Annotated in this window: 16 protein-coding genes and 1 pseudogene; 9 read left to right on the forward strand and 8 right to left on the reverse strand. The window is 71.3% G+C overall.

Annotation, left to right across the window (positions count from 1 at the left end; all coding sequences use genetic code 11):
* The first annotated feature begins 14 nt into the window (after window positions 1–14).
* From ACIBKX_RS31730 to ACIBKX_RS31740, 3 genes are all read left to right on the forward strand, one after another.
* Window positions 15–2,498 carry a tetratricopeptide repeat protein gene (locus tag ACIBKX_RS31730; protein ID WP_363269840.1) on the forward strand — a complete coding sequence of 828 codons (2,484 nt, stop codon included), beginning with the start codon at window positions 15–17 and terminating at the stop codon, window positions 2,496–2,498.
* A 237-nt stretch (window positions 2,499–2,735) separates the two neighbouring features.
* Window positions 2,736–4,022, forward strand: coding sequence for a DUF418 domain-containing protein (locus tag ACIBKX_RS31735; protein WP_363269839.1), 1,287 nt, complete (start codon window positions 2,736–2,738; stop codon window positions 4,020–4,022).
* Between the two features lie 48 nt (window positions 4,023–4,070).
* Window positions 4,071–4,265, forward strand: a complete 195-nt coding sequence (locus ACIBKX_RS31740; RefSeq protein ID WP_363269838.1) for a hypothetical protein — start codon at window positions 4,071–4,073, stop codon at window positions 4,263–4,265.
* 25 nt (window positions 4,266–4,290) lie between these two features.
* Here the strand turns inward: ACIBKX_RS31740 and ACIBKX_RS31745 are convergent, their stop codons facing one another.
* Window positions 4,291–4,824, reverse strand: coding sequence for a carboxymuconolactone decarboxylase family protein (locus tag ACIBKX_RS31745; protein ID WP_363269837.1), 534 nt, complete (start codon window positions 4,822–4,824; stop codon window positions 4,291–4,293).
* Between ACIBKX_RS31745 and ACIBKX_RS31750 the strand changes: the two genes are divergently transcribed.
* The 3 genes and pseudogenes from ACIBKX_RS31750 (at window position 4,814) to ACIBKX_RS31760 (ending at window position 6,991) form a co-directional block, all read left to right on the forward strand.
* Window positions 4,814–5,359, forward strand: a complete 546-nt coding sequence (locus tag ACIBKX_RS31750; protein WP_363269836.1) for a MarR family winged helix-turn-helix transcriptional regulator — start codon at window positions 4,814–4,816, stop codon at window positions 5,357–5,359. The genes ACIBKX_RS31745 and ACIBKX_RS31750 overlap by 11 nt on opposite strands.
* Window positions 5,360–5,451: 92 nt before the next feature.
* A pseudogene (locus ACIBKX_RS31755) lies at window positions 5,452–5,947 on the forward strand (Uma2 family endonuclease).
* A 51-nt stretch (window positions 5,948–5,998) separates the two neighbouring features.
* Window positions 5,999–6,991, forward strand: a complete 993-nt coding sequence (locus ACIBKX_RS31760) for an aldo/keto reductase (RefSeq protein WP_363269835.1) — start codon at window positions 5,999–6,001, stop codon at window positions 6,989–6,991.
* Window positions 6,992–7,169: 178 nt separating this feature from the next.
* Here the strand turns inward: ACIBKX_RS31760 and thpR are convergent, their stop codons facing one another.
* The 3 genes from thpR to ACIBKX_RS31775 form a co-directional block, all read right to left on the reverse strand.
* On the reverse strand, window positions 7,170–7,739 hold the full coding sequence (thpR, locus tag ACIBKX_RS31765; RefSeq protein ID WP_363269834.1) for an RNA 2',3'-cyclic phosphodiesterase: 570 nt from the start codon (window positions 7,737–7,739) through the stop codon (window positions 7,170–7,172).
* A gap of 50 nt (window positions 7,740–7,789) precedes the next feature.
* Window positions 7,790–9,127 (reverse strand): MFS transporter, encoded by a 1,338-nt coding sequence (locus ACIBKX_RS31770; RefSeq protein ID WP_363269833.1) that lies wholly within the window; start codon window positions 9,125–9,127, stop codon window positions 7,790–7,792.
* Window positions 9,128–9,200: 73 nt separating this feature from the next.
* A complete protein-coding gene (locus tag ACIBKX_RS31775; RefSeq protein WP_363269832.1) occupies window positions 9,201–9,638 on the reverse strand; it encodes a MarR family transcriptional regulator in 438 nt (145 codons plus the stop codon).
* Between the two features lie 144 nt (window positions 9,639–9,782).
* Here ACIBKX_RS31775 and ACIBKX_RS31780 point away from each other — a divergent pair, with 144 nt between their 5' ends.
* Window positions 9,783–9,965 carry a ribbon-helix-helix protein, CopG family gene (locus ACIBKX_RS31780; protein WP_135333375.1) on the forward strand — a complete coding sequence of 61 codons (183 nt, stop codon included), beginning with the start codon at window positions 9,783–9,785 and terminating at the stop codon, window positions 9,963–9,965.
* An 18-nt stretch (window positions 9,966–9,983) separates the two neighbouring features.
* On the opposite strand, the gene ACIBKX_RS31785 is transcribed toward ACIBKX_RS31780, so the two are convergent.
* Complete coding sequence (locus tag ACIBKX_RS31785) at window positions 9,984–11,432, reverse strand: NCS2 family permease (RefSeq protein ID WP_363269831.1); 1,449 nt, start codon at window positions 11,430–11,432, stop codon at window positions 9,984–9,986.
* A 222-nt stretch (window positions 11,433–11,654) separates the two neighbouring features.
* Between ACIBKX_RS31785 and ACIBKX_RS31790 the strand changes: the two genes are divergently transcribed.
* Together ACIBKX_RS31790 and ACIBKX_RS31795 are read left to right on the forward strand one after the other, a co-directional pair.
* A complete protein-coding gene (locus ACIBKX_RS31790; RefSeq protein ID WP_363269830.1) occupies window positions 11,655–11,945 on the forward strand; it encodes a DUF2530 domain-containing protein in 291 nt (96 codons plus the stop codon).
* A 95-nt stretch (window positions 11,946–12,040) separates the two neighbouring features.
* Window positions 12,041–14,443 carry a cation-translocating P-type ATPase gene (locus ACIBKX_RS31795; protein WP_363269829.1) on the forward strand — a complete coding sequence of 801 codons (2,403 nt, stop codon included), beginning with the start codon at window positions 12,041–12,043 and terminating at the stop codon, window positions 14,441–14,443.
* 7 nt (window positions 14,444–14,450) lie between these two features.
* On the opposite strand, the gene ACIBKX_RS31800 is transcribed toward ACIBKX_RS31795, so the two are convergent.
* The 3 genes from ACIBKX_RS31800 to ACIBKX_RS31810 all read right to left on the reverse strand — a co-directional run bounded on the left by ACIBKX_RS31800 (window position 14,451) and on the right by ACIBKX_RS31810 (window position 19,807).
* Window positions 14,451–15,293, reverse strand: coding sequence for a calcium-binding protein (locus ACIBKX_RS31800; protein WP_363269828.1), 843 nt, complete (start codon window positions 15,291–15,293; stop codon window positions 14,451–14,453).
* A gap of 213 nt (window positions 15,294–15,506) precedes the next feature.
* Window positions 15,507–18,659, reverse strand: a complete 3,153-nt coding sequence (locus tag ACIBKX_RS31805; protein WP_363269827.1) for a sacsin N-terminal ATP-binding-like domain-containing protein — start codon at window positions 18,657–18,659, stop codon at window positions 15,507–15,509.
* A gap of 209 nt (window positions 18,660–18,868) precedes the next feature.
* A complete protein-coding gene (locus ACIBKX_RS31810; protein ID WP_363269826.1) occupies window positions 18,869–19,807 on the reverse strand; it encodes a DUF3027 domain-containing protein in 939 nt (312 codons plus the stop codon).
* Between the last annotated feature and the right edge of the window lie 309 nt (window positions 19,808–20,116).

A 20,116-nucleotide genomic window follows, 5' to 3' on the forward strand; every position in this document is an offset into this window, starting at 1 on the left:
ATAACGTTGCGGGTATGGGGGAGAACCGTGTCTCCGGCGGACGTCAGGACAGCGTCGTCCAGGCGGAGTCGATCCAGCAGGTGAACATCACCACCCAGGCGGCGGCCGCGGCGGCGGCGGCCGATGAGCCGCTGCCGCGCTATCTGCTCACTCCCGAGCGCTGGCCGCGCATCCGCGACTGGGACGCGCTCGCCGCCGGCGCGCACCGGGCCCGGCCCGGCGCGGACGGGAGCAAGCTGCCGCCGTACGTCGGACGTGACGTGGACCGGGAGTTGCGCGAGCGGGTGCGGGAGGCGGCCGAGCGCGGCGGGCTCGTGCTGATCGTGGGCGACTCGACCGCGGGCAAGACACGGGCCGCCTTCGAGGCCGTACGCGAGGTGCTGCCGGACCGGCGGGTCCTGGTGCCCCCGGCGGGGAGCGGCCTCGGCGCGGCGCCCGGCGTCGTGGAGCGCGCCGATGTGCGGTGCGTGCTGTGGCTGGACGATCTGGAGGGGTATCTCGGGCCGGACGGGCTCGAACCCGAAGTACTCGCGGATTTCGCGCAGTTGAGGGTGCCGGTCGTGGCGACGATGCGGCTGAAGCCGTACGAGACGTTCGCGGCGGGCACGGACGGCGACGGGGTCGGGGCGCAGGTGCTGCGGGCCGCGGAGGTCGTCGACCTGGACCGGGTGTGGAGCGGCGACGAGCTGTCCCGCGCCGCGGACTGCGACGACTCCCGGATCGTGGACGCGCTCACCCATCACGGGACCTTCGGGGTGGCGGAGTATCTGGCCGCCGGTCAGGCGCTGTTGCTGGAGTGGCGCAGGGCGGTGCGGTCGGCGCGGGGGCATGCGCGGGGTGCGGCGCTGGTCGCGGCGGCGGTGGACCTCACCCGGAGCGGGCTGCGCGGGCCGTACGGCCGTGAACTCCTTGTCGAGGTGCACGAGGAGTACCTCGCGGAGGCGGGCGGCGAGGTGCTGCGGCCGGAGCCGCTGGAGGAGGCGTTCGCCTGGGCCGTTCGGGTGCGGCTCGGGGTGACGAGTCTGCTGCTGCCCGGCGGGTCGGACTGCTGGGCGGCGTTCGACTATCTGGTGGACCACGCGGGCGGGGAGGTGCCGACCCGGCTGTGGGACCGGGTGCTCGAGCATGCCGGTGACGTGGACCGCCTCGCCATCGGCATGAACGCCTACCGCGCGGCGGCCTTGGACACCGCCGAGAAGGCCTGGCGTCCGCTGGCGGCCAAGAACGTCGGTGCGGCCGCCAACAACCTCGCCGTCCTGCTGGCCGAGACCGGCCGCAACGAAGAGGCCGAGGACTTCTACCGGCAGGCGCACGCCAACGGCCGCCCCAAGGCCGCGTACAACCTCGCGATCCTCCTTGCCAAGACCGACCGCGTCGAAGAGGCCAAGGACCTGTACCGGCAGGCGCACGCCAACGGCCACCCCAGCGCGGCGAACAACCTCGCGATCCTGCTCGCCAAGGACGGCAAGACCGCCGAGGCCGAGGGCTTCTACCGCCGGGCGCTGGCCAACGGCGACCCCAAGGCGGCGTACAACCTCGCCAATCTGCTGGCCGACATCGGCCGCACCGCCGAAGCCGAGGAGCTCTACCGCCGGGCCCACGCCGAGGGCAATCTCAGCGCGGCGAACAACCTCGCCATCATGCTGGCCAAGCACGACCGCACCGAAGACGCCGAGCACTTCTACCGCGAGGCCCACGCCATCGGCCACCCCAACGCGGCCAACAGCCTCGCCATCCTGCTGGCCAAGCACGGCCGTACCGAAGACGCCGAGGACCTGTACCGGCAGGCACACGCGGGCGGCCACCCGCACGCCGCCAACAACCTCGCCATCCTGCTGGCGGAGAGCGGCCGCGCCGAAGAGGCCGAGCACTTCTACCGGCAGGCGCTGGCCGGCGGCCACCGCAACGCCGCGTACAACCTCGCCAATCTGCTGGCCGACGTCGGCCGCACCGCCGAAGCCGAGGAGCTCTACCGGCAGGCCCATGCCGACGGTCACCGCAACGCCGCGTACAACCTCGCCAATCTGCTGGCCAAGCAGGAACGGGTCGAGGACGCCGAGCACTTCTACCGGGAGGCCCACGCCATGGGCCACTCCAGTGCCGCGTACAACCTCGCCATCATGCTGGCCAACCACGGCCGCACCGCGGATGCCGAAGGCTTCTACCGGCGGGCGCACGCCGACGGCCACTTCAGCGCCGCGTACAACCTGGCGATCCTGCTGGCCAAGCACGAACGCATCGCCGAGGCCGAGGAGTTCTACCGGCAGGCCCACGCGATCGGCAACCCCAGCGCCGCGTACAACCTCGCGATCCTGCTGGCCAAGCACGAACGCGTCGAAGAGGCCGAGCACTTCTACCGGGAGGCCCACGCCATCGGGCACCCCAACGCCGCCCGCAACCTCGCCAACCTGCTGGCCAAGCAGGGCCGCGCCGCCGAAGCCGAGGCCCTCCGCCGTGAGGCGGACGGCGGCGGCAACAACGACGCGGACCGCGCCTGACCGCACCAGTTGCCGTGCGCGCTCAGGCCCTTGCAGTACGCCTTGAACCTGGTCGTACGACGCCGGGCGCCCCCGTAACGCCCGGCAGGAAGAACGCTAGGGAGTCCCGCCAACACACTGCCAACAGCCGCCCCCGGACTTTGGTCGACCGGACCGCGCGCAGCCGTATCCCTTGGTCGGTGGCCGTTGGCCGGAAGGCCGATGCCCCGGTGCCCGCCGCGTTTCTAGCGTCGGATCATGACGGTCGAGACCAAGGACACAGGCACCGGCACCAGCCCCCGCACCACACCCCGCCGGGCGGGCGTGCTGCCGGCCGAGCGGGCCCTCGCGCCCGACCTCGCACGCGGGCTGATGCTGCTGTTCATCGTGCTGTCCAACACCGCGTTCCATCTCACGGCGGCCCGGCACGGGCCTTCGGGGTGGCAGCCGGTCGACGGCGGCTGGGCGGACCACGCGGTGCAGTTCACCATGATCACCGTCCTCGACCTGCGGATCTATCCGCTCTTCGCGTTCCTCTTCGGGTACGGGATGATGCGGCTCTTCCTGCGGCAGACGGTGGCGGGGACGTCGGAGCGGGACGCGGTGCGGCTGCTGCGGCGGCGCAGTCTCTGCCTGCTCGTGATCGGGCTGCTGCACTCCACGCTCCTGATGGCCGGGGACATCATCGGCTTCTACGGGCTGCTCAGCCTCGCGCTCGGCCTGCTGTTCCTGCGCCGGAGCGACCGCGCCCTGAAGTGGTGGATCTGGGCGGCGACGGCGCAGTTGCTGCTGCTCGCGGCCCAGCCGGTCGTATCCGCCGCGCTGCACGGCGAGTTGGGCTCGCTCGGGGACGCTGGCGCCGAGCCCGGCGCGGCGGCCTACGCGGCCGATGAGTCCAACTGGCTTGCCGCGGCGGGCACTCGCTTCTCCACCGGCCTCTTCGTCACGTTCGCCGCCGCGCCGCTCTCCCTCGTCGGCGGTGCGTACGTCATCTTCCTGCTCGGCTTCTGGGCCGCGCGCAAGGGGGTGCTCGAAGAGCCGGGCCGCCACCTTCCGTTGCTCCGCAAGGCCGCCGTGGCCGGCATCGCGGTGGGGTGGCTGGGCGCGCTGCCCGCCGCGCTCGCCCACGTCAGGGCGCTCGACGTGCCGGACGACGCGCAGAGCGAGGGCGGCGTGCTGACGCTGCTGCGGGACATCACCGGGAACGCGGCGGGGCTCGGCTATGTGGCGGCCGTGGCGCTGTTCGCCCACTGGTGGTCGCGGCGCGGGTCCCGCCGGGGGGCGCGGGCGGTGGCGGCCGTCTCCGCCGTGGGCAAGCGGTCCCTCTCCTGCTACCTCACGCACTCCCTCCTCTTCGCCCCGGTCCTCGCGGCGTGGGGCCTCGGTCTGGGCGCGCACCTGTCGAGCGCCACGATGGCCCTGTTCGCCACCGGGGTGTGGCTGGTGACGGTGGCGGGGGCGTACGCGCTGGAGCGGGCCGGGCGGCGCGGCCCTGCGGAGGCGGTGCTGCGGCGGGTGATGTACCGGTCCAAGGACCGGTCCTGAGCCGGGACCGGTGCCGCCCGCCCGTCGCCGTGCGGCAGGATCGGGGCCATGAACTACCAGGAGCGCAGGCTGCAGCGCGTCATATGGACCTATACCGGCTTCACGATCCTCGGCATCGGCGTCGGCGCGGGCATCAGCTACCCGCTGGGCTTCGGGGTCACGGCCCGCTCCCTCACGGTGGCCGTCTGCGCGATCGCCGGGGTGGGCGGCGCGGTGTGGTACTTGCTGCGGTCGGAGGACTGAGGCGGGCAGCATCGCCTGAGACCCCTCAGGTGGCCCGCGTCAGCCGGTTGGCGAGCGTCGACATCGTGTACGTACCGATGCCGAAGACGACTTCGAGTGCGTTGCGCCGCGTATAGCCGTGCGACAGGAAGGCGCTGACCTGCTCGTCGTCGACGCCGCCCGCCGTCGCGAGGACGGTGAGCGTGAACTGCCGTATCGCCTCCAGCCGTTCGTCGTCCAGAGCCTCCCCCTTCCGCAGGGCGGCGATCAGCTCCGTGCCCGCTCCCAGCTTGCGCAGCTTGCCGGTGTGCATGGTGACGCAGACATGGCAGTCGTTGCGTACGGCGACGGTCATGATGACGACTTCGCGGGCCACGGGGTCGAGCGTCGCCCCCTCGAACGCGGCGCTCAACTCCAGGAAGCCGTTGAGGAGTTCGGGCGATTCGGCGAGGCGGGCCACGGCGTTCGGCAGCTGCCCGAAGGCGGCGGCCGTGCGCTCCATCGCCGCGCGCGACTCGGCCGGTGCGGTCTCCACGGTGTGTTCGGCGAACAAGAGGCACCCCATTAGGATGGACAACATGGTTGACGAAAAAAAGGTAAACCAGGTTGTCGAAAAGGGCAAGGGGGATGAGCCGCGCGGCGAGGCGCACGCGACCGGCAGGGGCTATGAACTCCCCCTCCTCCTCTTCGCCGGCTTCCGTACGCTCATCGACCGCGTGCACGCCGAGCTGGCCCGCCAGGGCCACCCCGACGCCCGCCCGGCCCACGGCTTCGCCATGCAGGCGATCGGCGTCGAGGGCGCGACCGCCAGCGAGATCGGCCGCCGCCTGGGCGTCTCCAAGCAGGCGGCGGGCAAGACCGTCGACCGCCTGATCGACCTCGCCTACGCCGAACGCGCCGCCGACCCCTCCGACGCCCGCCGCAAGACCATCCGCCTCACCCCGCGCGGCCTGGACATGCTGGCCCGCTCGGCGGCGATCTTCGACGAACTGCACGCGGAGTGGGCGACCCGCCTCGGCACGGCACACCTCCGGGAACTGGAGGACGGCCTGCGGGCGGTCGTCCCCCCGGAGGCGTTCCGGCTCGACGCGGCGGGGTGGCTGGGCGGCTCGTGACCGCGCAGGTCTCACCGTGGCCCTTTCACCGTGCGTATCGTTGTACTGCGCGGCTGCCCGCCTCCGACGGGAGGCCGGGGAGGAGCGCCGCGATGACCGCCGTAGAGATCGGCAGGATCGACATGGCCGAGAGCAACGACGCGCGCACGCTGGACATGATGTTCGAGTGGCTCGACAAGACGCCCGTCCCCGAGGGAATCAAGACCGAGATCGTCGGGGGGCACATCTTCATGTCGCCCCAGCGGGACACTCACTGGGAGCTTCGCCACCGATGTGACCCTCGTGTCCGAAGCCGCCGAGAAGGACGACAAGGGCCTTTGGCTCCACCAGGACGTCAGGTTCGTCGCCGAGGTCATCTCCCGGGGCACCGCCAAGAACGACTACGGCCCGAAGAAGGCCGCGTACGCCGAAGCCGACGTCCCCGTCTATCTGATCGCCGACCCGTACCTCGGCCGAGTCACCGTCTGCACCAACCCCAAGGGCGGCGAGTACGCGACCGAGTCGAAGTACGCCTTCGGTGACACGGTCGACCTCACCGACACCGTGGTCGGCCTCACCCTGACCACCGACGAGTTTCCCCGCGACTGACCCACCCGTCCCCTTGCGTCGAGTGCGCTCCAAGTCGTTGGCTGGGCAACCATGGAGTACACGCAGCTGGGACGCACAGGGCTCAAGGTCAGCCGGCTCACGCTCGGGACCATGAACTTCGGGCCGCACACCAACGAGGCCGACAGTCACGCGATCATGGACGCCGCGCTCGGCGCGGGCATCAACTGCTTCGACACCGCCAACGTCTACGGCCAGGGCGCGGGCAAGGGACGTACGGAAGAGATCATCGGCACCTGGTTCGCCGAGGGCGGCGAGCGGCGGGAGAAGGTCGTGCTCGCCACGAAGGTGTACGGCAGCATGGCCGCCCCCGGGGAGTCGGCGTGGCCCAACCACGACCGGGTCTCAGCGCTGAACATCCGGCGCTCCGTCGAGGCGTCGCTGCGGCGGCTGCAGACGGACTACATCGACATCTACCAGTTTCACCACATCGACCGGCAGACGCCCTTCGAGGAGATCTGGCAGGCGGTGGACGTGCTGGTACGGCAGGGGAAGATCCTGTACGCCGGTTCCTCCAACTACCCCGGCTACAAGATCGCCCAGGCCAACGAGACCGCGCGACGGCTCGGCGGCTTCGGGCTCGTCAGCGAGCAGTGCCTCTACAACCTCGCCCAGCGCAGCGCCGAGATGGAGGTCATCCCTGCCGCGCGGGACTACGGCGTCGGGATCATCCCCTGGTCGCCGCTGCACGGCGGGCTGCTCGGCGGCGTACTGAAGAAGGAGGGCGAGGGCGCTCGGCGCACCGGCGGGCGGGCCGCGGCGGAGCTCGCCAAGCCGGAGGTGCGGGCGCGGGTCCAGGCGTACGAGGAGCTGCTCGACAAGCACGGCCTGGAGCCGGGCGAGGTCGCGCTGGCCTGGCTGCTCACGCGGCCCGGCGTGACCGCGCCGATCGTCGGTCCGCGTACGGCGGAGCAGCTCGCGTCCGCGCTGCGGGCGGTGGAGCTGGAGCTGTCGGCGGAGGTGCTCGGGTCCCTGGACGAGATCTTCCCCGGGCCTGGGCCGTCGCCGGAGTCCTTCGCCTGGTGAGGCCGTTCGGGGCGTGCGGGGCGGCCCGCGTCGGCCAGGGCAGGGCCTAGGGTCTAGGGCCTGTCCGCCGGACAGGCCCTAACCGCCGAACGCGGCCGCCACCGCCACCACGACGAACATCAACACGAGCACACCGGCCATGATCCGGTTTCTGGTCTTCGGGTCCACGTAGTCGAGGTTAACCGGCGCCGCCGAGCGGCCAGCGCCCGACCACCTCGTAACGGGGGCGTTCGCCCGGCACCCCGCTCTTGGGCAGGTTGCTGCGTACGAGGGTCAGCTCGTCCACGGTCCACGGCTCGCCCTCGAAATCGGCGAGGGCGTCGGCGTACGGGGCGACGGACCGCTCGCCCCTGCCGCGGGCCAGCGTGAGGTGGGGGCGGTAGTGGCGGTGCTCCTCCATCGTGATGCCGGCCTTGCGGGCGGCGGCGTCCGCCCGCTGGGCGAGCAGGCGGAGGGCGCCGATGTCCCCCGCGGCACCGGTCCACAGCGCTCGGTCACCGAAGTGCCCGCCGCCGCGCAGGGCGAGCGGGAAGGCCTCCGTACGCTGCGCCGCGCGACCGAGCCGCTCGGAGAGGGAGGGCAGGGTCTCCTCGCCCACCTCCGCCATGAAGGCCAGCGTGAAATGCCAGCCTTCCGGCTCGGTCCAGCGGAGGTCGTCGGCGCCGGGGAGTTTCTTCAACTCCTGCACGGCGTGGACAAGTTCATCTGCGGCGGGCCCGGGCGGCAGCACTGCCGCGAAAAGTCTCATGCGGCTGAGTGTCGCCTGCCACGGGCCCGTTTCCCCAGTCCGGCGGCGCGTTACGCCGCCGTCGCCAGCTGCTCCCGCGGCACGAACTGCACATGCTGCCGTCCCCGGCGAAGATCCACCTTCAGCCGCAGGTTCGCCGCGCGCGCCAGCATCAGGCCGACGCCCACCGCCGCCAGCGCACAGACCAGGCCGCCGACCGCCATGCTGATCCGGACGCCGTACGCGTCCGCGAGCCAGCCGAAGAGGGGGCCGCCCAGCGGCGTACCGCCGGTGAAGACCATCATGAACAGGGACATCACACGGCCCCGCATCTCGGGGTCCGTGGCCATCTGGACCGAGGAGTTGGCGGTCACGTTCACCGTCAGGCCCAGGATGCCGATCGGGATGATCAGGGCGACGAACATCCAGAGGTCCGGCGCGAAGGCGGCCACCATCTGCAGGGCGCCGAAGGCGATCGCCGCCCCCGCGAGCAGCCGCAGGCGCGATGTGCCGCGCCGCGCGGCGAGCAGCGCGCCCGCCAGCGAGCCCACCGCCATCAGCGTGTTGAACAGCCCGTACATCCCCACGCCGCCGTGGAAGATGTCGTCCGCGAAGGCGCTCATCCAGATCGGGAAGTTGAACCCGAAGGTGCCGATGAAGCCGACGAGGACGATCGGCCAGATCAGCTCGGGGTGCTTCGAGACGTAGTTCAGGCCCTCCCGCAGCTGTCCCTTGCCGCGCGGCTTGCGCGGGGTCGGGTGCAGTTCGCTCGTACGCATCAGCATCAGGCCGGTGAGCGGCGCGAGGAAGGACAGGCCGTTGGCCAGGAACGCCCAGCCGGGGCCGACGGCCGCGGTCAGTCCGCTCGCGACGGCGGGGCCGACCAGACGGGCGGACTGGAAGTTCGCGGAGTTCAGCGAGACGGCGTTGCGGACCTGGTCCGGGCCCACCATCTCGGAGACGAAGGACTGCCGGGTCGGGTTGTCGACGACCGTGACGAGGCCGGTGAAGAAGGCCGCGAAGTAGACGTGCCAGACCTGGACGTGCCCGCTCAGCGTGAGCGCGGCGAGGAAGAGCCCGCTCAGGCTCATCGCGCCCTGGGTGAAGAAGAGCAGCTTGCGCTTGGCGAAACGGTCGGCGATGACGCCGCCGTACAGGCCGAAGAGCAGCATCGGCAGGAACTGCATGGCGGTGGTGATGCCCACCGCCGCGGAGGAGCCGGTGAGGCTCAGGACCAGCCAGTCCTGGGTGATGCGGGCCATCCAGGTGCCGGTGTTCGAGACGACGGCGCCGGAGGCGAACAGCCGGTAGTTGCGGATCTTCAGCGAGCTGAACATCGACGACTTGGCCGGGGTCTTGTCGAGGGTGATCGGTGCGGGGGCGGAGTCTGCTCCGGATCCCGTACTCAAAGTGGGTTCGCCTCCTTGGCGTACGTACGCGTCGTGCGTCCTCGGGTCGGGTGCGATCAGAGGTGTGGGTCGATCAGAGGTGTGCCAGCTTCTCCAGGACCGGCGCCGCCGCACGCAGCTTCGCCCATTCGTCCTCGTCGAGATGCTCGGCGATCCCCGCAAGCCAGGCGTTCCGCTTGCGGCGGCTCTCCTCGAGCATCGCCTCGGCCGTCTCCGTCTGGGTCACCACCTTCTGGCGGCGGTCCTCGGGATGCGGCTCGAGCCGGACCAGACCCTTGGCTTCGAGCAGCGCGACGATGCGGGTCATCGACGGCGGCTGCACATGTTCCTTGCGGGCCAGCTCACCGGGGGTGGCGTGGCCGCAGCGGGCGAGGGTGCCGAGCACCGACATCTCGGTGGGGCTCAGCGACTCGTCGACCCGCTGGTGCTTGAGTCGACGGGACAGGCGCATCACGGCGGAGCGCAGTGAGTTCACGGCGGCGGCGTCGTCGCCATGGGTGAGGTCCGGCATGTTCGTTAGAGTAACTCATTACTCTGCCTAAAGACCACCCGGTTTCCCGCGGCGAGTCGAACAGAACCCTTTCGTCACCCATATGAGTGAGGCGGCTTCGGAAAGTGAGACATCCCCCGCCGGGCGGCGGCGACCCTGTCACGCATGGGATCGACAGTGCTCAGCCTGCGGATAGACGGTGAGCTGCTCGACCGGCTCAAGCAGCACGCCGCCAAAAGGGGAATGAGCGTCCAGGACTATGTGGTCCGGACGCTCATTCGTGATGACTTCGACGAACGTTTCGCTACGTCCGTCGAGGAGACAGAGAAGTTCTACGGGGCGGCCTGACGGCCACCCCGCCAAGGGTCACGTGAGACCCAGCGCCGGCATCAGGTAGTAGAACCCGAACACCGCCGACACCACGTACATCGCGACCGGCACCTCGCGGCCACGGCCCGCGGCCAGCCTCAGCACGGTGAAGCTGATGAAGCCGACGCCGATGCCGTTCGTGATCGAGTACGTGAACGGCATCATCATCATCGTCAGGAACGCCGGGATCGCGATGGTGAAGTCGCTCCAGTCGATCTGCCCGATCGAGCCGGACAGGATCAGGAAGCCGACCGCGAGCAGCGCGGGAGTCGCCGCCTGGGACGGCACCATCGTGGCGATGGGCGTGAGGAACAGCGCGACGGTGAAGAGACCGCCGGTGACGATGTTGGCGAAGCCCGTACGGGCGCCCTCGCCGACGCCCGCCGTGGACTCCACGAAGCAGGTGGTCGCCGAGGAGGACGAGGCGCCGCCGGCCGCGACGGCGATGCCGTCCACGAACAGGATCTTGTTCATGCCGGGCACATTGCCCTTGGAGTCGGTCAGCTTGGCCTCGTCGCTGACGCCCATGATCGTGCCCATGGCGTCGAAGAAGCACGACAGCAGGACGGTGAAGACGAAGAGGACGCCGGTGAGCAGGCCGACCTTGTCGAAGCCGCCGAACAGGCTGATCTGACCGACGAGGCCGAAGTCCGGCGAGGCGACCGGGTTACCGGGCCACTCGGGCGTCGTCAGGCCCCAGGAGGGGACGTCCGCGACCGCGTTGATGATCACGGCCGCGACCGTCATGACGACGATGCTGATGAGGATCGCGCCCGGCACCTTGCGCACGAGCAGCGAGAGCGTCAGGAGCGTACCGAGGACGAAGACCAGGACGGGCCAGCCGGTGAGGTGCCCGTCGCCGCCGAGCTGCAGCGGGACCGTGGTGTGCGCGGCGTCCGGGATGCGCGAGACGAAGCCGGAGTCGACGAGGCCGATCAGCATGATGAAGAGGCCGATGCCGATCGCGATGCCCTTGCGCAGGCCCAGCGGCACGGCGCTCATGACGCGCTCGCGCAGACCGGTCGCGACGAGCAGCATCACGACGAAGCCCGCGAGGACGACCATGCCCATCGCGTCGGGCCAGGACATGCGGGGCGCGAGCTGGAGGGCGACGACGGTGTTCACGCCGAGGCCCGCGGCAAGCGCGATCGGGACGTTGCCGATGACGCCCATGAGCAGCGTGGTGAAGGCGGCGACCAGGGCGGTCGCGGTGACCAGCTGGCCGTTGTCGAGCTGGTGCCCGTACATGTCCTTCGCGCTGCCGAGGATGATCGGGTTCAGCACGATGATGTAGGCCATGGCGAAGAACGTGGCGAAGCCGCCGCGGACTTCCCTCGCCAGGGTCGAGCCCCGCTCAGTGATCTTGAAGTAGCCGTCGAGGCCACCCTGCGGGGGCTTCGGCGGCTCATTGCTGGCGTCGACCGGGGCGGTGGCCGAGGAAGGCATGCGGGACCTCGTGAACTCAGGAACTCAGAGAAGAAGGGGGAGATCGTTTAGCGGCGAATGCTGATCGAGTTGTTAATTCCTACGAATGCAATCGGCCATTAACGAACCGTTTCAGTATGAATACATGAGACCGAAATCGCTATCTCCGCGCGTAGACCCCTGTGCGGCAAGGGCCGGGCAGCCCCACGTCCAAGATCCCGGAGCCAGGCTTAAGCTGTGCACATGGCGAAGTGGACCCCACAGCACGAGGCGCCGGAGCCCCTGGAGGGCCCCGTCGTCGCCACCATCACGGGCGGCACGATCCTCTGGTTCGTCCTCTTCCTGGTCCAGCTCCCGTTCTACGGCTGGTTCGACGACCGCGACGCCACCTGGTGGGTGTGGACCTGCCTGGCCGGCGCCGGTCTCGGCCTGATCGGCATCTGGTACGTCCGCGGACGCGACGCCGCGCTGAAGCGGCACGCGGCGGCGCTCGCAAAGGCCCCGGGGGCCTCCGGGGGCAAGACTTCCGAGTAGCGCGTACGACCACGGGACGGTTCACGTCCTACCGTGGTCGGATCTTTCCGGCACTCAAGGGGTGAACGACCCTTCCCGCGCTTACCGTCGAGTGCATGACGCATATCGACGCGGGCGCCGAGCTCGACCCCGTCCACCCGGTGGCACCGCCCACCGGACGCGCCACCGGTCTCACGGCCGCGGAGGTCGCCGAGCGGTTCGCACGCGGCGAGGTCAACGACGTACCCGTCCGCAGTTCCCGATCACTCGGTGAGATCGTCCGGGCGAACGTCTTCACCCGCTTCAACGCGATCATCGGCGTCCTCTGGGTGATCATGCTCTTCGTGGCGCCGATCCAGGACAGCCTCTTCGGCTTCGTGATCGTCGCCAACACCGGCATCGGCATCATCCAGGAGTGGCGCGCCAAGAAGACCCTGGACTCCCTCGCCGTCATCGGCGAGGCCAAGCCGACGGTGCGCCGCGACGGAGTGGCCGCCGAGATCTCCACCTCCCAGATCGTGCTCGGCGATCTCGTGGAGCTGGGCCCCGGCGACAAGATCGTGGTGGACGGCGAGGCCGTCGAGACCGACAGCCTCGAAGTCGACGAGTCCCTCCTGACCGGTGAGGCCGACCCCGTCATCAAGAAGCCCGGCGACAAGATGATGTCCGGCTCCTTCGTGGTCGCGGGCGGCGGCGCCTTCACCGCGACGAAGGTCGGCCGCGAGGCGTACGCGGCGCAGCTCGCCGAGGAGGCCTCGCGCTTCACGCTCGTCCACTCCGAGCTGCGCTCCGGCATCTCCACGATCCTCAAGTACGTGACCTGGCTGATGGTCCCGACCTCCATCGGCCTGGTGATCTCCCAGCTCGTCGTCAAAGACGACAACTTCAAGGAGTCCATCGCCTACACGGTCGGCGGCATCGTCCCGATGATCCCGGAGGGCCTCGTCCTCCTCACCTCGGTCGCCTTCGCGATCGGCGTCATCCGGCTCGGCCGCAAGCAGTGCCTGGTGCAGGAGCTGCCCGCCATCGAGGGCCTGGCCCGCGTCGACACGGTCTGCCTCGACAAGACCGGCACCCTCACCGAGGGCGGCATGGACGTCACCGAGCTGCGCCCCCTGGGCGGCTCGGACGAGGCGTACGTACGTAAGGTCCTCGGCGCCCTCGGCGAATCCGACCCGCGCCCCAACGCCTCGCTCCAGGCGATCATCGACGCCTACCCCGACGCGGAGGACTGGCGCTGCACCGAGTCGCTGCCCTTCTCCTCGGCCCGCAAGTACAGCGGCGCCTCCTTCAGCGAAGGCGACGGCGACAGCTCGACGTGGCTGCTCGGCGCCCCCGACGTCCTGCTCCCGGCCGACGACCCCTCGCTCGACGAGATCGAGGGGCTCAACCAGCAGGGCCTGCGGGTGCTGCTGCTCGCCCGCGCGGCCGGCGAACTGGACGACCCCGATGTCGCCGCCGGTGCCCGCGCCACCGCCCTCGTCGTCCTGGAGCAGCGGCTGCGCCCGGACGCCGCCGACACCCTGCGCTACTTCGAGGAGCAGGACGTCGCGGCCAAGGTCATCTCCGGCGACAACGCGGTCTCGGTGAGCGCGGTCGCCGGGAAGCTGGGCCTGCCCGGCGCGGAGAACACGGTGGACGCCCGACGGCTGCCCACCGATCAGGGCGAGATGGCCGAGGCCCTGGACGCCAACTCCGTCTTCGGCCGGGTCACCCCGCAGCAGAAGCGCGACATGGTGGGCGCCCTCCAGTCACGCGGTCACACGGTCGCGATGACCGGCGACGGCGTCAACGACGTACTCGCCCTGAAGGACGCCGACATCGGCGTCTCGATGGGCTCCGGCTCGGAGGCGACGCGGGCGGTCGCCCAGATCGTGCTGCTCAACAACAGCTTCGCCACGCTGCCCTCGGTGGTCGCCGAGGGCCGTCGGGTCATCGGCAACATCACCCGCGTCGCCACGCTGTTCCTGGTCAAGACCGTCTACTCGGTGATCATCGCGCTGCTGGTGGTCTGCACGCAGGTGGAGTACCTCTTCCTGCCCCGCCACCTGACGCTGCTCTCGACCCTGACCATCGGCGTCCCGGCCTTCTTCCTCGCGCTCGCCCCCAACAAGGAGCGCGCGCGACCGCACTTCGTCCGCAGGGTCATGCGGTACGCGATCCCCGGCGGTGTCGTCGCGGGCGTCGCCACCTTCGCGACGTACCTCGTGGCCCGGCACCACTACGAAGGCGCGGGCGCACGGGAAGCCGAGACCAGCGCGGCCACGCTGGCGCTGTTCCTGATCGCCATGTGGGTCCTCGCGATCATCGCCCGCCCCTACACGTGGTGGCGGCTCGGCCTGATCGGCGCGATGGGTCTCGGCTTCCTGCTGGTGCTCACCGTCCCCTGGCTCCAGGACTTCTTCCAACTGAAGCTGGTGGGTACGACGATGCCGTGGGCGGCGGTCGCCATCGCGGCCGTGGCCTCACTGATCATCGAGGTCGCGTTCCGCTGGGTGGACCGCCGCGTTCCGGCTTAGCCGGGTATTAGTTGACGTCCACGAAGTCGCTGGTCGACGTGACCGCCGGGGTCGTGGACGTACCGGCGAAGACGTAGCGGTAGTAGCCGTCCGCGGAGGCCGTCACGGTCGTCTTCAGGGCGCCGCTGGTGCCGGACGTGATCGTCTTCAGGGTGGTGTAGGAGGTCGCGCCCTTCTTCTTGTACTGGAGCTTCACCGACTGCTTGGTGTAGCCCGCGTACTTGGAGGTCTCCCAGTTGGCGCGGGTCAGCGCGCCGGTGACCGTGAGGGTCTTGCCCTTCTTGACCGGCTCCGGGGACGCGTTGGTGGTGAGGCGGGCGTTGCGCTGGAGGTTGGCGTCGGAGGCCAGCGTGTCCTTGGTGACGGAGTCGCCGTCGTTGCCGGACGCCATGGCCCAGACCTTCCACTTGCCGGCCAGCACATTGCTGTACAGGTCGACCTGCGGGTCGGCGTAGATGGTGGTCGTGCAGGTCGAGGTGGTCGCGTTCACGACCGTGCAGCTGGCCTCGATGTCGTCCGGGATGAGCGAGCCGTCGATGCCGGTGTCGCTGTTGAAGTCGGTGCCGTGCCACAGGAAGGCGCTGGCACCGGCTATGCCCTCGGGGTCCGTCGCCGTCAGGGCGATGGTGAACTTCTTCTTCTCGGTGGTGCCGACCACGATGTTCTTGCCGCCGTTGACGGTGACCTTCGTGATCTGGGTGTCGCCGACGACCTCGTCCGCGGGGGCGTTGGCGGCGAAGGGCGCGAGCTTCGGGGCGTTCGGCTCTTCGGCCGCGTTGGCGACGGGAACGACGAGAGCGGACAGAGCCAGGGTGCCGGTCAGTGCGGCCACGGTGGCACGGATGCGCATGTTGTTTCCCCAGGTGGAGAAGGGGGCTCCGCGGTGCGTAGCGCTGTCACGCGGAGCCCGAGTGATCTAGGAGTCTGTTGACTCGGAAGATCAGACCTTCCAGGGGGGACGGGGGTTGTACCGGGAGTGAAGAAATTGTGACTGTCTTCTTCTGCGGGTGCGTCGTGGTTGCTCGCGCGGTTCCCCGCGCCCCTTCGGGGCGCGTCCCCGCCCTCAGTCGAACCAGCGGTCCCTCGCCAGCTCCGCCGTCCGCGACGGGTCCTCCAGCAGGGCCGCCACCTCGAAGCGCCTCGGCCACTGCCCCGCCGCCCAGGCGAGCCCGGCCGCCACGCCCTCCAGCGTCGCCGCGTGGATGGTGCCGTCCGGCATCCTGCGCCAGTCCAGTTCCACGCCCCCCGCGATCAGTTCCTCATGCTCGACGTACGTCTGCGGAGTCGCCGCCCCCAACAGGATCCGGACGGACTCCGGCACCGGATGTTCCGTGCCCTCGCCGGCCGGCGTCACCGCCGCCGTCTCGCTCAGGCGGCGTACCTGGAACAGCTCGGCCAGATCCGCCGCCTTGCGGGGCTCCACCGGCAGCAGGGCCACTCCTTCGGCCACCGGCAGCAGATCGGGGGCGTCGGCGACCACCGCGTCCGCCACGTCCACCACGACGACCTCGCCGTCGAGTACGGCCCGCACCTCGTCCGGCAGCGTGACCTGCTCGGGGTCCAGATCGGCCAGCGCCCCGTACAGGGCGTGCAGTTGGGACGCCGAAACGGTCCGCTCCGGGTCCGCGAGCCGGTCCAGGAGTTCGGCCGCGCCGCCCGGCTCCTCCAGGAGGGCGGCGACCGAGGTGCGGACGCCGAGGGCGCGAAGCACCTGCTCGTCGTCGAAGCCGGAGGCGTCCGCCGCGTCGTAGAGGCCTTCGAGCAGCGGGTCGCCGCCGGAGGCGCGGAGCCCGGCGGGGCGTCGGCCGCCGAGGACGGGATTCCCGCGCAGCCACCACGCCGTGTACGAGCGGACGGTCTCCGTCGTGCCGTCCGGGAGCAGGATCCGCAGCGGCTGGGTCAGGGCGTCCCGCAGCGGCGGCCGGGAGAGCAGGGCGAGCGCCTGCGGCCAGCAGTCGTCGTCGACCAGGTCGAGGTCCCGTACGGCGACGATCTCGGTGGCGACGGGCGGCACCGGCGTCTCGGGCAGCCGGTCGAGTACGTCCTCGCACCAGACGTCGACGGCGTCGAGCAGCCCGGCGTCGTCCGGCTCGGCGAAGTCGCCCTCGCGGGGCTCCAGTTCGTCCGGGTCGAGGACGACGTCGGCGGCGCGGACGAGGGCGAACGTGGCGAGCACCCCGCAGGCGGCGAGCGGCTGCTCGCCCCAGCGGTCGGCCAACTCGGCGTCGACCGTCGCGAGTTCGTCCTCGCGCATGATCCGGGCGAAGGGGCTGCCGGGGAGCACGAGTTCACCGGCGGGGGCCGGTTCGCCGTCCTCGTCGGGCAGGGCGAGCGCGCCGAGCCACGGTTCGTCGCCGGGCGCGAGGTTCGCATCGCGGACGAGGCCGAGCACGAGGTCGGCGAGCTCCTCCGCGTCCAGGGCGTCCTCGTCCCAGGTGTCGTCGTCGAGCGACGCGGCGACGGCGGCGCGCACCTGGGGGGTGGTCAGGACGGCGCGGGGCGTGGCGGGCAGCGCGCCGAGCTTCTCCAGGAGGGGGTGCACGGCGTCGGGGTGCGCGACCTTGAGGCCGAGGCGGGCGAGGGCGGCGGGGTCGGTGCCGTCGCCGGTGTCGGCTCCCGGGAGGAGCACCTGGCGGGGGCCGATCGTCGTCCGCCCGTCGGCGAGCGGCACCGGAAGGCCGGTCAGCCGGTCGGGGTCGACCCCGGCGAGGGCGTCGTACAGCCGCCGCCACCAGACCGGCTCCCGCTCCAGGCCGGCGAGGCGGTCGATCGCCTCGGTCAGCGGGACCCGTGCGACTCCGAGCGTGCGCAGCTCGGGGCGGCGTTCGAGCCCCGCGGGCAGCAGGCTCGGCAGGACGTCGGCGAGGACGCGTACGGTGTCGGCGCCCGCGCCCTCCACGACCTCCGCGTCACGGGGCCGCAGCGCGACGGGAATCTCCCAGTCGGGCACGTCGGACTCGTCGCCCTGCGGCGCGGCCGGTTCCAGGGCGGGCGGCAGGAAGGCGGTGCGGGGCAGCCGGTCGAGGATGGCTCCCCTGAGGGCGCCGTCGAGTTCACTCTTGCCCAGCGGTCCGGGCACCAGCCCGATGATCTCCTCCGTCACGGGCCGCCAGTCGGCGAGGAGTTCGGCGTACGCGTCGGCGGCGCACCGTACGAGGAAGTCGGTGAGGGGGCCGGGCGCGGCGTGCCGCCGGGTCGTGTCGAGCGGGAAGGAGGCGATGAACAGCGCGGGCACGCCGAGCGGTTCGTCGCTGGGGGTCGGCGCGTGCAGGACGGGGGCGATGCGGGGCGGCCGCGGGGCGCCTTCGCGGTCGGTGGGGACGGCCCAGGTGACGGACCAGTGGGGGCGGAGCCGCTCCTCCACGGGGCGGTCCGCGAGCAGCTCGGGGTCCAGGGGGCCCTGGCGGCTGACGGTGCGCCAGCGGGTCGTACCGCCACGGCTGTCGGATACGTCGACGCCACCGCCACCGGGTGCGGGGGTGCGGCGCAGGACGCGGGGCTCGGCGTCGCCGACCTGCACGACGACTTCCTCGAGTCCGGGCAGGGCGAGCAGCAGCGCGTCGTCGATCCCGTCGAGGAGCCGGGAGACGAGGTCCTGTGCCGCCGCGTCCCGCAGCGGCAGGATGACGACGGTGTCGTATCCCTCCGGGGCGGTGCCTTCGGCGGTGAGGGGCAGCCTGAGCAGCGGGACATGTCCGTCGCGGCGGCGGATCTCGTCGCCGAGGCCGGGGCTGAAGCGGGCGGTGTCCGCGGCGAGTTCGCGCGCCTCGCCCAGGGACCAGCGGACGCCGCCGGTACGGCCGACGAGTGCGGGTTCGTCGGAGACGGCGAGGACTGCGGCGAAGCCGACGCCGAACCGGCCGACGGCGCTCGCCTCGTGCCCCTCGCGCTTCGCTGAGGCGCGGAGGGTGGAGAGCGACTCGACGCCGGTGGCGTCGAGGGGGGAGCCGTTGTTGGCGGCGGCGAGTACGCCGTCCCGGAGGGTGAGGGAGAGCCGTCCGGGCGTACCGGCCCTGGCGGCGGCGTCCGCGGCGTTCTGCGCCAGCTCGACGACGAGCCGGTCCCGGTATCCGCCGAGGGCGAGGTCCTCCTCGGCGTTGGCGTCCTCCCGGAACCTCGCCGGGCTGGCCACCCAGGCATCGAGGACTCCCCGCCGGAGCCGAGCCGTGCCGAACGGATCAGTCCCCTCGGCCGCCGGCCGCACGGTCTTGCTCACGCTGTCGTCTCCCTACGGTTGCTTCGCGGGGCGAACGGTATCGCGTGGCCCGGCGGCCTCGGACCGCGCGGCTCCGGTGAACCCCCGGGTGGGGGTGGCCCGGCCTTATCGGGAGCTAGGGCCTGTCCGGCGGATCTTGCCTGGGACGCGGCGGCCCGGCACAGACAAGGCACCGCCCACAGCAGCCGGCCAGATCCGCCGGACAGGCCCTAGGAGTGACCGAGGTCCTCGCTCGGACCCTCCGGCAGGACCGACCCCGAGTCGGGGGACGGGCGGAGCGGCAGGACGTCGACGCGGGTCTCGTCGAGGACCGGCTCGGCAGGGCGCGAGGGGCGCGGCACGACAGCCGCCTCCGAATGGCCGCCACAGCCGTACGAGAGCGACACGACCTGGCCGTCCGCAGGACCGAACTCGTTCGCGCACACCCCGAACGCCTGGCCGAGCGATCCGCCGATCGGGCACAGGAAGCCACAGCTGACGCACGTCGCCGGCGCCGCCTGCGCCATCGCGGTCTTCGCGCCGTGCGACTCCTCCCAGCGGTCGGCCGCGGCATGCAGCCCGTACCGGGAAAGGACCCGGGCCCGGCGCATGCCGAGTTCGTCGGCGACCGCGGCGATGGAGCCGCGCGCGGGCGCCAGCGGCAGCTCGGCCGGCGGCCCCGCCGTCACCTCGGCGTCCTCCGCCTCGACCAGCTCCGCCATCTCGTGGGACACCGCGGAATTCGGCGGCGGCTCCTCCTCGCCGGAGAAGCCGGGCTCCAGGCGCAGATCCTCGGCGTCGGTGGGGAGCAGGTCGCCGGGGCCCATGTCGCCGGGGCGGAGCCGCTCGCTCCACGGCACCCACTCGGGGGCGAGGAGCGCGTCCGGGCCCGGCAGCAGCACCGTCTCGTCGAGCGTGACGACCTTGGCGCGCGAGGCGCGGGCCACCGTCACGGCCCAGCGCCAGCCCCGGTAGCCGAATTCCTTGCACTCGAACAGGTGCGTGACGACGCGGTCGCCCTCGACCACGACCTCGACGTGCTCACCGACCACACCCGGCGCGGCGGCCTCCTCGGCCGCCTCACGGGCCAGGCCCACCGCCTCGGCGCACAGGCGGTCGGGAGTACGCGGGGTACGCGGGGTACGGCTTCGCGTTGTCGCTGCGCTCACAGGTATCGCTTCTCTCCTACGCCGTCTCACGAGTGCGCCACCCATACGCGGGAGTGCGGACGGAGCGGACCAAAGGGCCGCGTCGACGTCCGCGCCCGAACGTCCTCGGGCGCACCTACGTCATCCATTCTGCGGGATGACCGAGAGGCGCGCGGCCAAGAACTACCGCCGCAGGCGCGCTACGCACGCTACCTTCTCCCGGCCCCTGGGCCTACACCGGCGTGCTGCCCCGGCCCCGCGGCCTCGGCGGACGGACAAGACTTTCCTGCCCACCCACCCGTTTACCCGGCACTAGTGCGGCTCATAAGA

The sequence above is a fragment of the Streptomyces sp. NPDC050658 genome, assembly GCF_044457025.1.
Classification (GTDB): Bacteria; Actinomycetota; Actinomycetes; order Streptomycetales; family Streptomycetaceae; genus Streptomyces.

Bases quoted from the DNA above. Each gene is read 5' to 3' on its own strand.
- ACIBKX_RS31730 (WP_363269840.1), top strand. From the start codon at position 15: ATGGGGGAGAACCGTGTCTCCGGCGGACGTCAGGACAGCGTCGTCCAG.
- ACIBKX_RS31735 (WP_363269839.1), top strand. From the start codon at position 2,736: ATGACGGTCGAGACCAAGGACACAGGCACCGGCACCAGCCCCCGCACC.
- ACIBKX_RS31740 (WP_363269838.1), top strand. From the start codon at position 4,071: ATGAACTACCAGGAGCGCAGGCTGCAGCGCGTCATATGGACCTATACC.
- ACIBKX_RS31750 (WP_363269836.1), top strand. From the start codon at position 4,814: ATGGACAACATGGTTGACGAAAAAAAGGTAAACCAGGTTGTCGAAAAG.
- ACIBKX_RS31745 (WP_363269837.1), bottom strand. From the start codon at position 4,824: ATGTTGTCCATCCTAATGGGGTGCCTCTTGTTCGCCGAACACACCGTG.
- ACIBKX_RS31760 (WP_363269835.1), top strand. From the start codon at position 5,999: ATGGAGTACACGCAGCTGGGACGCACAGGGCTCAAGGTCAGCCGGCTC.
- thpR (WP_363269834.1), bottom strand. From the start codon at position 7,739: ATGAGACTTTTCGCGGCAGTGCTGCCGCCCGGGCCCGCCGCAGATGAA.
- ACIBKX_RS31775 (WP_363269832.1), bottom strand. From the start codon at position 9,638: ATGCCGGACCTCACCCATGGCGACGACGCCGCCGCCGTGAACTCACTG.
- ACIBKX_RS31780 (WP_135333375.1), top strand. From the start codon at position 9,783: ATGGGATCGACAGTGCTCAGCCTGCGGATAGACGGTGAGCTGCTCGAC.
- ACIBKX_RS31785 (WP_363269831.1), bottom strand. From the start codon at position 11,432: ATGCCTTCCTCGGCCACCGCCCCGGTCGACGCCAGCAATGAGCCGCCG.
- ACIBKX_RS31790 (WP_363269830.1), top strand. From the start codon at position 11,655: ATGGCGAAGTGGACCCCACAGCACGAGGCGCCGGAGCCCCTGGAGGGC.
- ACIBKX_RS31795 (WP_363269829.1), top strand. From the start codon at position 12,041: ATGACGCATATCGACGCGGGCGCCGAGCTCGACCCCGTCCACCCGGTG.
- ACIBKX_RS31800 (WP_363269828.1), bottom strand. From the start codon at position 15,293: ATGCGCATCCGTGCCACCGTGGCCGCACTGACCGGCACCCTGGCTCTG.